This window comes from Planococcus circulans, assembly GCF_020023385.1.
GTDB lineage: Bacteria > Bacillota > Bacilli > Bacillales_A > Planococcaceae > Planococcus.
This window is the reverse complement of record NZ_JAIQCL010000001.1, coordinates 880,385-895,788: the sequence shown is the minus strand read 5'-3', so window position 1 is coordinate 895,788 and position 15,404 is coordinate 880,385. Positions and strand designations below refer to the sequence as shown.

The following is a 15,404-nucleotide window of genomic DNA, read 5'->3' as shown; positions in this document are numbered from 1 at the left end:
CTAATATTATGTCAAATTTGTAACAAAATCGTAGCCTGATACGTCTATTGTATAAGACTGTTCTTATGCAATTCTATGTTCGAAAAGCGGTTTTTATGGTATGATATATGTAATCAGAATATTACAAAAAAGATGGGGGTGAGTCAGATGTTGCATGTGAAGCTCATGAAGCCGTTCTATACAAAGAAAGAAGGGCATTTGGTGAAGTTCGTGTTTGCTTATCAGTACTTCTCTATCATGAAAGACGACGAGCTGTTCCATTTCATTCCTGTGGAAGGCAAAGAGATCATCGTCAACCTCAACACATTCCAGGTTGAAAATCTCTCGGAAGTCTTCGTCTTCCAGAAAGGCAATCGCTTTATTCGCTTACCTCTATACCAATTGTTGCTCGTGTCGGATATTCACAGACATCTTCAAGCGATCCTGCAGGAAGAGCGAGCTGAATTGATCGAGGTCAACGAACAGTCGAGAAAAGAAGCGGCGGACGCCATCTATTTTCTGGAGCAGGAAAACTACAGCCGCATGATTGATGAAGCATTGAGTGCAGGAGACCGAGCGATGTTCGATGAATTATTGGCCCAACAGCGGGAATCACAACAACTACATGGAGGTTTGTAAAGTGAAATCAGCAGCCTATGGATAAAGAACGCCTTTCCGGATCATTAAGGGGAGGCGTTTTTGAATGGGATTAAATGGAACAGCAAAAGCTCTTTTCCGCTTGAAAGGGAAAAGAGCTTTTAGGTTTCTTCACTATTCATAAGTCACCCCTTACATCAAAGTGTAAAAATTGATAAACAACATGACTGCCGTCGAACCAGCCACACCGATTGCAAGATCTCCCCAGCCGAGCTCAAGTACTTTGTCAAAATTCATCATAATCCGCTCCTTTTCGATTGGGTTTTGTTGATGGAAGATCTTACAGGCAAGTTACCGTATTCGCTAACTTGTTTTTTAGTATAAATAAATGATTCTTAATAAACATCATACAAAATAACTAAAAATTCTAAAAATAAACTAAAAAATTGTTAAGTCGTCCCGACTTTGAAGCAGCAAGGGATCAGAGCTGGATTGAACTATGGAGCGGGTATTGGTACATTGAGTCATATGGACCGTAACGAAGACACAGAAGGGGGAGTATTCATTATGAAATTCTATTTATCGATGGATATGGAAGGTGTTACAGCTTTGCCGGATTATACATATGTGGATTCGAAAGAAAACAATTACGAGCGGGGACGCCGCCTGATGACGGCGGATGCCAATGCCATCGTCCGTGGCTCATTTGATGCGGGAGCCGAAGAATTTCTGATCAACGACAGCCATTCAAAAATGAATAACCTGATTGCAGAAGAGTTGCATGAAGAAGCGGACTTGATTACCGGAGGGGTAAAGGCATTTTCGATGGTTGAGGGCTTGGACAGCAGTTACACGGGTGCTTTTTTTGCCGGCTACCATGCACGGGCAGGCCAAAAGGGGGTTATGGCCCATTCCATGATTTTTGCGGTCCGGACCATGTGGATCAATGACGTGGAAGTAGGGGAACTTGGCTTTAATGCATATGTTTCCGGCTATCACGGGGTACCGGTTTTAATGGTCGCTGGAGACGATTGTGCATGCCGGGAAGCAGAAGCCTTGATCCCGAACATCACGACAGCGGCAGTCAAACAATCGCTGACGCGTTCAGCCGTTCGAACCCTGCATCCGAAAAAAGCGCAAAAGCTTTTGCGCGAACAAACCATCCGCGCCATTGAAAACCGGGCGAATGTCCAGCCGCTGGTGCCGCCCGAGACACCGCTGTTGAAAATCGAGTTCACGAATTACGGAGAAGCAGAACTTGCCGCTATGATGCCGGGTTGTGAGTTGGAGGAAGGCACGACCATCGTGCATTTCCAGGCGAAAGATATTCTGGAAGCTTACCGGGCCATGCTGGTGATGAGTGAACTTGCCATGCAGGCGAAGTTCTGCTGAATCGCGGGTTGATTAACTAAAGCGGATTTCAGGTTATAATGAAAAAAGCCTGAAATACAGAAAAAGAGGAGTAGATCATTTTGCGGAAATTGCCGAAACGACTGAAAAAAGGGGACACCGTTGGCATCATTGCGCCTTCGAGTCCGCCCAATCAAGAAAACCTGCAGAAAGCACTGCCGTTTCTGGAAGAACTGGGTTTAAAAATCAAGCTTGGCAAATCGGTTGATGCTGCCCATGGCTATTTAGCGGGAACAGATGAAGAACGTCTGGCCGATCTTCATGCCATGTTCGAAGACCCGGAAGTGTCCGGCATCATTTGCGCGGGCGGTGGATATGGTGCTGCGCGTTATGCAGATAAGATCGATTACGCCATGATCATGGAAAACCCGAAAGTGTTCTGGGGCTATTCAGACATCACCTTTTTACATACAGCGATCGGCGATTACGCCGAGATGGTGACATTCCACGGACCGATGCTGGCATCTGATGTCGGCAAGCCGGAATTCCATGAACGCAGCGGCCGCATGTTCGGCCAATTGTTCGAACCATTTGAGCTGCATTATACAGAAGAAGTCGCACCGCTCGAAACACTGGTCGGTGGAGTCGCACAGGGTGAACTGGTCGGCGGAAACCTGTCGCTGATCCGCAGTGCAATCGGCACCAAGTTCGACTTGGATGTCAAAGGCAAAATTTTATTGATTGAAGACATTGATGAAGAGCCATACGAAGTGGACGAAATGCTCAACCAATTGCGGATGGCGCGCAAATTCGATGAAGCGGCAGGCATTGTCGTCGGCGACTTCAAAAATGCCAGCCCGAAAAAACGCAAGCCGTCACTGACGTTGGACCAGGTATTCAACGATTACTTCAACGACTTGAAAATTCCAGTCGTCAAAGGCTTTAAAATCGGCCATTGCGAACCGCATTTCTCGGTACCGCTGGGGGCGCTTGCACGGCTGGATGGAGACGCGAAAACCTTGACCATCCTTCCAGGAGTCGAATAAAGAGAAACTTCAATCAGTGGGGGGGCATCCCACACTGCCTGTTAAAGCGGGATAATCCGAAAAAGAAATGGAGTGGAGAATTTGCTGCAGACAGAATCTACGGCGTGGGTATGTAGTGTGCCGGTCGCAACCGTTTGGACAGCGCCGGAAAAAGCGCGTCCCGTCGATGCGGAAGGCATTTCAGAAAATCCGAACATCAATAAATGGCTGCAGGAAATGAGCCGTGCGGACAATAAAGACCTGACGGACAGTGGGCGCATCCAGACGCAGCTTCTCTATGGCGAGCCTGTATTGGTCGAGGAAGTAGTGGATGGCTGGGCGAAAATCATCGCGCTTTGGCAGCCATGCCACAAAGATGAGCGGGGCTACCCGGGATGGGTGCCAAAGGATCAATTGAAGGAAGTCGAAGCCCTAACTGAGCTCGGATATGCCCGTGTAACGGCCAACAAAGCCCAGCTCTGGACAGAAGAATTCAAGCCTTTGAAAGCGGTATCCTTCAATACGTTATTGCCGGTCAAGGAACTTGGCGATTTCGTCCGCCTGCAAACACCGGATGGCGATGCGCTGGTCATGGCGGATGCTGTGGAAATAGTTGCCGCCTATAACCAAAGTCCGCAGGGGAGCGGCCTGGACATCGCCAAGCTGGGAGCAGGATTCTTAGACCTGCCTTATCTATGGGGCGGCATGTCGAGCTACGGTTATGATTGTTCGGGGTTCACTTATAATTTAATGAAAGCAAACGGCATCATCATTTCACGCGATGCCGTCGATCAAGCGATGGAAGGCAGCGAAATTGATCAGCATGACCAGAATTCCTGGCATATCGGTGATTTGCTGTTCTTTGCCTATGAAGAAGGAAAAGGCAATCTTCACCATGTGGGGGTCTATTATGGCAACGGCTTGATGCTGCATTCCCCGACTCCCGGAAAGTCAGTGGAAATCATTGAACTGGCCGGCACCAAACACGAAACGGAGTTATGCACCGTTCGCCGATTTGTGGAAACTGAAGAACAGGACTAAAGGGGATACTTCCTCTCTGTATTTTCCAAACAGCCCGCTATCAACAGCTTTGTGAATAAAATCATTTAGCTGGAGCGTTTGCTTAGAGATGAAATGGGCAGCGAAATGTGTTATAATAAACAGATAGTGTTTAAAAAGAGAGGCGTGGTAATGATGGCATTCCAACCCCATGAAAAAGAAGTATCAGAATTCGTAGCAGCGCGCTACATCGGTGAATGGATTTCCTTCACTCGCAACGGCGTCGATGTGAACGGCACCATCTTTAAAATTATGGACAACTCGGTAATTGTTGAGATTTCACCAGAAGACGCAAAAGAAATCGGTGCGCCATCCAACATGACCGTAATTTCACATAAGAAATACCGCATCGTCGAAGCATAATTCCATTAGAAAGAAGGCTGTCTGCCAAAGGTAGCCTTCTTTTTTTGTACTTTTTTATAAGAAGCTTCTTAGTTAGCGGGAGTATTTTTTACCGTGTTCTGCAAGCCGCTTCGGTGCTTTGGAAAGACGCGCTTTCGCTTAGTGAGTGGAGTAAATTGGAATGATTCTGTAAGCGGTTTGGTGAGCAGTAGTATTTTTTACTGTGTTCTGAAAGTCGCTTCGGCGCTTTGGAGAGGACTCCCGCCATAAGCCGGGCACCGCTTCGCTTGCCAGTCTTATGGCTCCGTCCCCTCCGGTGCCGCGCCTTAGCTGGGTGTGGGGCTTGTACGCAGCAGCCTGATTTTTTGTTTGGTGGTAGGGGGAGTGGGGTTCTGGAAACGCTCGGCAGCGGTGGTGCACGCGCCTTCGCTTGGATAGGGAGAGGAGCTTTTGGCTAGTGGTAGTAGTTTGAGCTGGGGTCTGCAAGCCGCTTCGGCGCGTTGGAGAGGACTCCCGCCATAAGCCGGGCACCGCTTCGCTTGCCAGTCCTATGGCTCCGTCCCCTCCGGTGCCGCGCCTTAGCTGGGTGTGGGGCTTGTACGCAGCAGCCTGATTTTTTGGTTGGTGGTAGGGGGAGTGGGGGTCTGGAAACGCTCGGCAGCGGTGGTGCACGCGCCTTCGCTTGGATAGGGAGAGGAGCTTTTGGCTAGTGGTAGTAGTTTGAGCTGGGGTCTGCAAGCCGCTTCGGCGCTTTGGAGAGGACTCCCGCCATAAGCCGGACAGCGCTCCGCTTGCCAGTCTTATGGCTCCGTCCCCTCCGGCGGCGCGCCTCAGCTGGGTGTTGTTTTGTAGGAAGCCAACGTTCTTTTTTTGTGGATGGTATATTGTGTAGGGTTCTGAAAACGCTCGGCAGCGGTCGTGCACGCGCCTTCGCTTGGCTAGGGAGAGGAGCGTTTGGCGAGTGGTAGTAGTTTGAGCTGGGGTCTGCAAGCCGCTTCGGCGCTTTGGAGAGGACTCCCGCCATAAGCCGGACAGCGCTCCGCTTGCCAGTCTTATGGCTCCGTCCCCTCCGGCGGCGCGCCTCAGCTGGGTGTTGTTTTGTAGGAAGCCAACTTTCTTTTTTTGTGGATGGTATATTTTGTAGGGTTCTGAAAACGCTCGGCAGCGGTAGTGCACGCGCCTTCGCTTGTAATGTTGATCGGAGACATATTCTACATGAAGTTTTCGAGTGGCTAGCTGAGAGTTTTGTACTTATACTGGAACAAGTGGCATTTTTATCTCATCCTTTTGGATCCATACATGAATTCCGTGAAAATGTACTGACAAATCATGTGTTGAGTGGGGGAATCCATCACTGGGTGTGAGCTAAGTCAGGATAGAGAGTGTCGCTTCCTATGATGGGCTGTTCGCCCCGCGAACAGCTTCCATTTAGGGGCTTGAACTTATTGGAATAGGTGGAATTCAGGTAAGGAAGGGAAATATGCAGATAAAGGAGCAACAGGTTCATGTATAGAGGGGAAGCGGTCATGTAGCCGTTCACAAAAATTAGGTAGAACCATAAAAAGTTTATGTAGAAGTATACAACCTCTCACTCACAACTACCCACAAACTTAAAACCAAAAGCGATCCGCTTCGCTCCTCCAACATGCCCGCTTTTTCTCACGCGAAAAGCATAAGGGCAAATCATTTCTTTCTCTCTTCAAATGAAGACAACAGAGATGCTTACCCCCTCACTTTCTATCAATTTGAAGAAACCTAGGAGAAAGAGCGGAAGGAGGCGACTCCTTGGGGAGCAGCGAAGTGCCGAAATCCACTCGGGCCATAGCCCGAGTTAGTTCGGCGCAAGCCCCCTGGAAAGCGTCCTTCTGGAGCGATTTCTTTACCCCTATATGAATGCTCCTACAATCGCTGCGCTAGCTTCGTCGCAAAGCCACTGTCCGAACTCCCTTCGGCCAATGTCTTGTCCGCCTGGAGCAAATTCTTCCACCTTCTCAATCTCTCCTCAACCATTCTTCTAAGCCTTTTGGCTCAAACCTTTTAAATATTGGAAAATGTGGCAGCTAATGCGTTCCAAAGGGGAAGGTTTTTTGGTAAAGTAAAGTGAAGCAGAACGTCAATTGCCTTGAAAGGACATACGCGCATGATATCAGACTTCAGATTCTGGCACTTCTTCCCAAGACAAGGGCAACTTATACATAATATCCAAAATACCGAAATGCGCAACGTCAATAAACGCATTGCCTGCATCATCGCCATCGGCTTGCTGGTCTTTGCCATCAGTGAAATCTGGGGCATGAACACCGATTCCCTGACGCCGCTATTAGCAGCGGGCATGTGGGACGCTTATACATTGGCACGTTGGACATCGCTTGTCGGAACACTGCTATGGGCAGGCTTCTATTTGGCTTTCCATCTTTATGGCGCCGCTTTTCTATTCAGCAAAATTCTCAGAATGCCATGGCGGGCAGCAATTATTATGCAGACCTATGTCACTGCATTGCTGGTCATCGAAAAGGGCTTGGTTTTCGCATTGTTTTCTGTGACCGGTTTTACGATGCCCGTATCAATCTTTTCGTTTGGACCGATTGCCGCGACATTCCTGGATAACCACTTCCTGATTTATTTCTTTAACCAACTGACTTTATTCACTTCGCTGATTATTGCGGTGCAGTACCGATTTATCCGCAGCTTTACGAAAATCAACCCGAAGCTGATTTTATTCGGCTTGATCATGCTCCATATCTTTGCTGCCCTGATTGTGGCATCGTTTGGCCTGATTCCAGTGGACGATATGCTGAGCGGGTTCATGGAAGGGGGCAATTCGGTTGAATAGATTCTTTTTTGTAGGCTTATCAGTTGCGGTCATCGCCTTTCTGACAGCCAACTCCCTTTTGATGTTCGGCGAAAAAAGCATCCTTTCGAAAAGCGTTTATGTCAGTGACTATGAACAGGCCTATACGCATACATACGAGACCCAGATGTTCAAAGAAGCATTGACGGCGCCGCAGGGAACCGTGAAAATCTATGTACAGGACCATGAAGCGCTTCAGCAATGGATGGTGGGTGAAGGCGACAGCGTTACAGCAGGATCCGAACTTGCTACATTGAACGAAGCGGAAACCGAAGAGCAGCGTGCGGTTTGGGAAACACAGAAAACCGCTTTGGAAGGGCAACGGACAGAAGTAAGAAGTTCACTTGCCACACTTCAGCAGGCGAGAGCTGCCCAAGGCGGACCGGTCTCACAGGACGCGACCGATAATTCCGAAATCACCAATGACGAGGATGAGACCATTCAGTTTGATGTCAATGTTTCGGTCGGTGTAGCAGTTCCTCAGGACGGTTCCTACGCCGCAGGCATTGCGCAGGCCGAACAACAGCTGGCTTCGATTGAATCGCAATTGGCAGTGCTCGAGGCGCAATTATCGCAAAGCCTGTCGAATCCATCGGTCATCAGCCCAGTGGATGGAACAGTCGCTAAGATCAACCGGGACACAGAACCGTTGAGCATCGAACTCTATTCAAATGAAAAAGTATTCCTCAGCTATGTGCTGGAGGATGAATGGCCGCTGGTTGAAGTGGCGGATCTGGTTAAAATTGAAGGTGAAGGCATAGACGGCATCGCGACTGGAACGGTCCAAAGTGTTTCCAAGATGCCGGCTGAAGAATCGAAATGGCTGGAAGCCTATCATCAGTTAGATCCGAAAGAACAGAACAACCCGCTCGCCTATTACGAAGTGCGGATTGTTGCGGATACGCCGATTGAAAATACCATGCCTTATGGCAGCAACGTCAATACATCCATTACCTTGGAAACCGCAGAAGACGCGGTAGCTCTTCCGACCACCTGGCTTTTCAACTATGACGGTACGGAAGGCAAAACCCATACCTTGAACATCAATGGCCGGCCGAAGACTCTGGCAGTGGCAACCAATTTTGAAGACGGTGCGAGAGCCGTGCTGTCTGAGGGCCCTGAAGCCGGAACGGTTGTCATCCATGAGGAAAAACTGGAGAACTTCGTTTCGCCTCCAAAGGTCTTCATGCCGTTCCCAAGCCACCAGCCTGATTTCGAATACGCCAAAAATACGTATTGGCGTGCCTACGTCGAATACCTGCTGGCTCGTTAACCATTCATTAGACCGACCCGGAAGCAACAGCTTTCGGGTTTTTGATTGTTCAAAAGAGCATGGGGGTTAATCTGCAGGGTGCAATAGTGTACGATGGATTGAGATAAAACTGCTCAGTGGAGATCTTGAACCACTGCTGACATGAAATGAAAATAGCGAGTGAACGGAGTGAACAGAAATGGAAGAAACAGATTGGCGATTTAAGATAGCACACCGGGAAGCACGGATCGGCGTGGGCTTGGCGCTGTTCAACTTTGTCTGGTGGTTTGGATTTGCATATGGCATGGGTTCACGGCCGGTAGAGGAATACAGCTATGTCTTCGGTTTGCCGGATTGGTTTTTCTATAGCTGCGTCGTCGGCTTTTTGGTGATTGCGGTGCTGGTGATCGTCATCGTGAAATTCTTCTTTGTAGAAGTCCCATTTGAGGAAGAGGAGGATTCCCAATGAATTACGCTGTATTAGTACCGATGATCGTCTTTTTGTTGATCATCTTCTTTATCGGCTATTGGGCAAGCCGTAAATTATCGGCGTCCTCCAATTTCATCAGCGATTATTTCCTGGGCGGCCGTGAACTCGGCGGATTTGTCCTGGCCATGACCATGGTGGCAACCTACGGCAGTGCGTCGAGTTTCTTGGGCGGACCCGGAACTGCCTATACGATGGGCTTCGGTTGGGTCTTGCTTGCGATGTCGCAAGTGGTCACCGGCTATTTCGTCCTGATGATCCTCGGCAAGAAATACGCCATCATGGCCCGCCGCTACAAAGCCGTCACCATGATCGATTTCCTGAAATCGCGCTATGACAGTACAGCCGTCGTGCTGTTGTCGGCACTCAGCATCATCATCTTCCTTTTCTCTGCCATGGCGGCGCAGTGGATCGGCGGCGCTCGCCTCGTGGAATCACTGACGGGCTTATCGTATAATTCGGCTTTATTTTTATTTGCCGCCAGTGTCCTTGTTTACGTCACCATCGGCGGGTTCCGTGCAGTTGCATTGACCGATGCCGTACAGGGTGCAGTTATGCTGATCGGAACATTGGTCCTGCTGATCGCGGTCATCATCGCAGGGGGAGGCATTCCGAACATCGTCAATGATCTCATCAATGAAAACCCGAATCTGGTCACGCCATACGGAGCAAGCGGTGATTTAAGTGCCGCTTACGTGTCGTCATTCTGGATCCTGGTCGGTGTCGGCGTCGTCGGCCTGCCGCAGATTGCCGTGCGGGCGATGTCCTACAAGAATTCACGTTCGATGCACAGAGCTTTGATCATCGGGACGATCGTCACCGGCTTCATCATGCTCAATATGCATTTGATCGGCGTTTTTGCACGTCCTGTACTTCCGGGAATTGAAATCGGCGACAAAGTCATCCCGCTCATTGCGCTGGAAACTTTGCCGCCGTGGGTAGCCGGCATCGTTCTCGCCGCTCCGATGGCTGCCATCATGTCGACCGTCGATTCCTTATTGCTGCTGGTCAGCTCGTCGATCGTCAAAGACGTCTACTTGAATTACATAAAACCGGACGCCACCATCAAAACCATCAAGCGCGTATCATTCGGTGTCACCGGAATCTTGGGAATCATTGTCTTTTTGCTCGCCTTGGATCCGCCCGACTTGCTGATCTTCCTGAACCTGTTCGCCTTTGGAGGCTTGGAAGCAGCTTTCATCTGGCCGATCGTTTTGGGTCTGTATTGGAAATGGGGCAATAAATACGGCGCAATCGCATCGATGGCGACCGGAATCCTCAGCTATATCGGGCTGCATTTCTACAACCTGGAAAACGGCAACCTGTTCGGCGTCCATACCGTGACGCTGCCGGTGCTCTTGTCGCTCGTCGCTTTCATTGCCTTTAGTTTGTTGATCGGCAGGAAGGCTTATAATTATAATGTACGTTGATGGAATAGGGGATTGAGGAGATTGCTTTGCCTAGCCTGTAGACACACCGGCGCTGGAGAACTCTCACAGCACAGAGATGGAACAAAACAGCGCAGGCGCCCAGGGGGCGAAGCGAAGTGCTGAGATCCACTCGGGCGACTAGCTCAGCGGGAGCCCCAGGCAAGCAAGCTGATTTGCGGAATATCGGTCATTAAAAATTATTAGTTCAACTCATATAGTTCAATTTAAGTAATTACAAAAAACCAACCACAAGTGAATTTTTGTCCGTTTACAGATGCCGGAAACAGGCGTAAAATGAATGCTTATATTCGGATAGCGAAAGAAGGTCTTTGCAATTGACTCAGTGGAAAATTTACGGCATCCTGACAGCAGTGATGATTGTCTGGGGCTTTAACTTAGCCTCTGTTAAATACATGGTGGCATTTGTGGATCCGGTGACCTTGACGGCATTCCGTATTTTATTGGCGGGATTGTCGGTGATCGGAATTCTGGCTGCCTTCAGAATGCTGCGTTGGCCGGCTAAAAGCGACTGGAAGTTCATCTTCCTCGGTTCGCTGCTCAATGTCGTTGCGCATCATTATTTCCTGTCGAACGGCCTGTCCTTGACCACCGGCTCAAATGCCGGATTGATCCTTGGTACAGGACCGATGTTGACGGCGGTATTGGTATCGCTCATTATGCGCAATTTCCCGTCCAAACTGCAATGGCTCGGGGTAGTGGTCGGCTTTGCAGGCGTCGCTGCTACAGTATTGGTGGGCAACGGTGCGGCCACGGGATTGAACGTCGGTGACATTTTCGTCTTCATCTCGATCCTTGCGCAGGTGCTGAGCTACATCGTCATCGCCAATGCCGCGCGCTCACTGGATCCGCGTCTATTGACGGGCTATATGTTCGTGGTGGGCGCAACCGTCCTATTCATCATTTCGCTCATTCAGGAGCCAGGGGAAATCCGGGCTTTCGCCACGGTACCCGTATCGTTCTGGATTGCTTTTCTGTTCTCGGCGATGCTGGGGACAGCGGTCGGCCATATGCTCTATAATTATTCGATCGGGCAGGCAGGACCGACAAAAGCTGCCATCTTCATGAACCTGAACACCTTATTTTCCCTTGTGGGTGCCAGCGTCATTTTGAATGAAAAGATCACACCCGGCCATATCTACGGCTTGGTGCTGATTGTCATCGGCGTGCTGTTCGGTTCTGGGGCTGCCGAAGATCTCTTGAAGAAACGAAAAAAACGGCTCTCGCATTGAACTGGTTTTATTGTTGGAAAAGCCGAAATTGCAATGCAGGGTGGCTGCTTTTCTTTTTTTGCGCCCTCTTTTTATTTACAGGGAAGTTCACTATAATAGAAGAAAGTTAGACAGCCAAGAACAATCAGAGGAGTGAAAAGCCATGGCCACATTATGGGGAACGCCAGAGAAATTAGAAGAGTTATTGTGTGAACTTGTCGGTTGGAAAAGCCTGACATTGACCGATGGAGAAGTGGAGTTTGCCTTTAAGCTGAAAGACAAACTGATGGAGCTTCCCTATTTCCAGGAACATCCGGAATATATCGGATTGGGTGAAGTGAATTGGGAGCGGCAAAATGTGACGGCTCTCTATAAACACCCGGAAGCGGTCGACACGATTGTCCTGCTCAGCCATTTCGACACGGTGCACACAGGAGAATACGGAGATCTGGAACCTTTGGCATGCAGTCCCTATAAATTGGCGGAGGCCTTCAAGCTGATCCGTGACGAATTCGACGCGGACACGTTAAGCGACCTCGATTCAGGCGAATACCTCTTCGGACGCGGAACGATGGATATGAAAGCTGGCCTTGCCCTGCATATGGCATTGATTGAAAAAGCCTCTATCGAAGAATGGCCGATCAATCTGCTGCTGATGACGGTGCCGGACGAGGAAGTCAACTCGGCAGGCATGCGCTATGGCGTAGCCAAGCTGCTCGACCTTGAGCGCGAACACGGGCTTGAATTCATCCTGTTCCTTAACGGCGAACCCGTATTTGCGATGAAACCTGGCGATAAGACTCACTATCTGTATACTGGCTCAATCGGGAAAATCATGCCATCGGCGTTGTTTTACGGCAAAGAGACTCATGTCGGCGAACCGTTGTCAGGCATCACATCAAGCTATATTTCGACCTATCTGACCCATCGGATGGAATGGAATCCAAGTTTCAAGGAAGTCGTCTATGGGGAGACGACACCGCTGCCGGTCACTCTGATGCAGCGTGATATGAAGTTGTCCTATTCGGCACAGACTCCGTACCGTACGTCGGCCATGTACAATGTCTTCATGATGGAACGCAACGCGGAAGAAGTCTTCGAGATTTTTGAAAACGTCGCGAAAGAGGCAGCTGCCCATTGCGAGCGCGATTACCGCGCCATGTGCGAACGCGAAAACATCGAACCGTTCGGCAGCATCAATGTCATGCGCTACGAAAAACTGATGGAATACGCGCTCAATAAATTCGGTCACGACTATATCACCGATTTGTTGCGCGACACGCTGATGCATCCCGAATGGGACGTCCGCGAAAAGTCCATGCATGTCACAGACATCCTGCTCATCAATTGCCAGGAACTGACTCCTGCCATGGTCCTGATGTACGCACCGCCTTATTATCCGCCCGTCAATTCATCAGAAAACGAGCTGATCAAATTATGCGTCGAACAAGTCACAACCAATGCCAAAGAAAAGTTCAACTTGGACATCGAACAAGTTCATTATTTCAACGGCATCTCTGATCTGAGCTACGTCAATTACACGGATCAAAACGGGGGCTGGATCACCTATGAAAACAACACGCCCGTCTATGGCGATCCCTACAGCATCCCGTTCGAAGCCATGAAACAATTGACCGCTCCTGTTTTGAACGTTGGACCCTACGGCAAAGACGCCCACAAACGCACCGAGCGTCTGCACATCAAAAACACATTCGAAGAAATGCCCATTCTCTTAGAAGAAATGATTCTATCCATACCCGTGAAAAGCCGCCATTGAGGCGGCTTTTTTTGGTTGGCGTTTAGGTCGAGAGGGTGAGCAGGATGCTTTAGTGGGGTCAGTTCAAGATCGAGAGTGTTTTGGGGTTGGACATCTGAGTGTTTTGGGGGAGAGATAGTTTAGGATCCGGTGGATTTAGGTAGAGGTGGTGAATATTCAGGTAGGAGTGAAGTTGGTTGATGTATGGAGAGGGAGAGTTCATGTAGAGGGCGGGAAATGTGAGATAGACGGCATTGATTCATATAGAAGCTTGAAAACTTGAGGTAGGAGCGTAGTTTAGTGATATATGGAGATGAAAGATTCTTGTAAAAGTTCGAATACGTAAGATAGAAAGAAACACTATATACAGAGAAGAAGAAATGTCAGGTAGAAAACTGAGACTTTCACGTAAAACTCGCAAATTATCGCATAAACTTATACTCAAAAATCATTTTTGAAAGCTATAGTAGGTTCAAAAATTAGATTTGGATATAAATGGTAACTCCCTATTTTATCTGTTAAACTAATGAGAAAAAGGAGAGATTTTATGATCATTAAACATCGCGAAAAGCCGAAAAAAATTGCGGGGTATGAAGCTTTATTAAAAAGGCTGCCGCCAACTCATCCAAAACGGATGGCTGTGAAAACTAGTTTAAATAATGCCAACGCGGGCTACGGAGGGGAAGAACGCTTGGATGAAGCGCTGGAATTTTTTGACCCGCCTTATCCTCACCTGATTATCCAGGATTTTTCATTGGGAGAGTCGTTTAAAGTTCAAGTGGATACGGTGGTGCTCACCCAGAGCTGTGTGTTTTTACTGGAAATAAAAAATATCGCGGGAAAGCTTCAATTCAAGCAAAATCCGAGTGCGCTGCATTCGATATTGACAAATGGAGAGATTAAAAGCTATAAGAGTCCCATCACGCAAATGAATGAAACTGCTATACGCATGAACAAATTTTTGAAAACCCTCGGTTGTCCACTGTCGGTGGCGACTATTATTGTCATCGCGCATCCTTCGCAAATTGTTGAAGACGCGCCGCCTAATGCTCTTATTTTAGCTTCGGGCGAGCTCAATTTTCACTTATCGAAAATGAAATTGCCGAAACCGATTATTTCTATAGAAGAACTTCATCAGCTTGGGCAAAGTTTAGTGGATATTCATCGGGAGTATCACCCTTTCCCTCTGGCTCCTAAATTTCAAATCGAACAGTCTGAAATCGAAGCTGGAGTCTTTTGTCCACGCTGCGTATTTGGAAAGATGGCAAGAACAAAGCGTATCTGGGAATGTGAAACGTGCCGACTGACCAGCCAAGATGCCCCTGTTGATGCGTTGCTGGACTGGTTCATGCTAATAAAACCTACAATCAATACAGCTGAATGCCTCGATTTTATTGGTCTAGAAAAACTCGATACAGCCAAGCGATTTCTGGTCCGAAACGGTTGCCAACCAATAGGCGGCAGGCGATACCGCGAATATACCCGTCCGTTGAAGGGAAAATAAACAAACTTTCACCGGAAATATAATAGAATTCTTGTAAAGTCATGTAGAGAACCGGATGCTTCATGTAGAGATTGCAATTGATCATGTAGCCGACAAAAAGCTTCACGTAAGAATCAGAAAGTCATGTAAAGAGTTAGATACTTCATGTAAAGACCTCGATTAATCATGTAGAAAACAAAAAGCTTCACGTAAGAATCAGAAAGTCATGTAGAGAGTTAGATACTTCATGTAGAGACCGCAATTGATCATGTAGAAAACAAAAATTTTCATGTAAGAATCAGAAAGTCATGTAAAGAGTCGAAAACTTCATGTAGAGATCGCAATTGGTCATGTAGAAAACAAAAAGCTTCATGTAAGAATCAGAAAGTCATGTAGAGAGTTAGATACTTCATGTAGAGACCGCAATTGATCATGTAGAAAACAAAAATTTTCATGTAAGAATCAGAAAGTCATGTAAAGAGTCGAAAACTTCATGTAGAGATCGCAATTGGTCATGTAGAAAACAAAAAGCTTCATGTAAGAATCAGAAAGTCATGTAGAGAG

Annotated in this window: 12 protein-coding genes; all 12 read left to right on the top strand. The window is 48.2% G+C overall.

Annotated elements, in window-relative coordinates:
• Positions 1 to 147 precede the first annotated feature (147 nt).
• A complete protein-coding gene (locus tag K8U60_RS04195; RefSeq protein ID WP_223634802.1) occupies positions 148 to 618 on the top strand; it encodes a transcriptional regulator in 471 nt (156 codons plus the stop codon).
• A 525-nt stretch (positions 619 to 1,143) separates the two neighbouring features.
• Positions 1,144 to 1,968: a M55 family metallopeptidase gene (locus tag K8U60_RS04190; protein WP_223634799.1), complete on the top strand. Its 825-nt coding sequence runs from the start codon at positions 1,144 to 1,146 to the stop codon at positions 1,966 to 1,968.
• 80 nt (positions 1,969 to 2,048) lie between these two features.
• Positions 2,049 to 2,972, top strand: a complete 924-nt coding sequence (locus K8U60_RS04185) for a S66 peptidase family protein (protein WP_223634796.1) — start codon at positions 2,049 to 2,051, stop codon at positions 2,970 to 2,972.
• A 72-nt stretch (positions 2,973 to 3,044) separates the two neighbouring features.
• Positions 3,045 to 3,992 carry a C40 family peptidase gene (locus K8U60_RS04180; RefSeq protein WP_317851901.1) on the top strand — a complete coding sequence of 316 codons (948 nt, stop codon included), beginning with the start codon at positions 3,045 to 3,047 and terminating at the stop codon, positions 3,990 to 3,992.
• A gap of 150 nt (positions 3,993 to 4,142) precedes the next feature.
• Entirely contained in the window at positions 4,143 to 4,373 is a 231-nt protein-coding gene (locus K8U60_RS04175) for a DUF2187 family protein (protein ID WP_223634790.1), read from the top strand.
• A 2,119-nt stretch (positions 4,374 to 6,492) separates the two neighbouring features.
• Entirely contained in the window at positions 6,493 to 7,185 is a 693-nt protein-coding gene (locus K8U60_RS04170; RefSeq protein WP_223634787.1) for a hypothetical protein, read from the top strand.
• Positions 7,178 to 8,476, top strand: a complete 1,299-nt coding sequence (locus K8U60_RS04165) for an efflux RND transporter periplasmic adaptor subunit (protein WP_223634784.1) — start codon at positions 7,178 to 7,180, stop codon at positions 8,474 to 8,476. Before K8U60_RS04170 ends, K8U60_RS04165 begins: the two co-directional genes overlap by 8 nt.
• A gap of 178 nt (positions 8,477 to 8,654) precedes the next feature.
• The gene (locus K8U60_RS04160; RefSeq protein ID WP_223634782.1) at positions 8,655 to 8,924 is read left to right on the top strand and encodes a YhdT family protein; all 270 of its coding nucleotides are present in this window, start codon (positions 8,655 to 8,657) and stop codon (positions 8,922 to 8,924) included.
• The gene (gene panF, locus K8U60_RS04155; protein WP_223634779.1) at positions 8,921 to 10,372 is read left to right on the top strand and encodes a sodium/pantothenate symporter; all 1,452 of its coding nucleotides are present in this window, start codon (positions 8,921 to 8,923) and stop codon (positions 10,370 to 10,372) included. The genes K8U60_RS04160 and panF overlap by 4 nt, the downstream gene beginning before the upstream one ends.
• 335 nt (positions 10,373 to 10,707) lie before the next feature.
• Positions 10,708 to 11,622, top strand: a complete 915-nt coding sequence (locus tag K8U60_RS04150) for a DMT family transporter (protein ID WP_223634777.1) — start codon at positions 10,708 to 10,710, stop codon at positions 11,620 to 11,622.
• A gap of 142 nt (positions 11,623 to 11,764) precedes the next feature.
• A complete protein-coding gene (locus K8U60_RS04145) occupies positions 11,765 to 13,378 on the top strand; it encodes a M20/M25/M40 family metallo-hydrolase (protein WP_223634775.1) in 1,614 nt (537 codons plus the stop codon).
• A 526-nt stretch (positions 13,379 to 13,904) separates the two neighbouring features.
• Entirely contained in the window at positions 13,905 to 14,861 is a 957-nt protein-coding gene (locus tag K8U60_RS04140) for a nuclease-related domain-containing protein (protein ID WP_223634773.1), read from the top strand.
• The last annotated feature ends 543 nt before the right edge of the window (positions 14,862 to 15,404 follow it).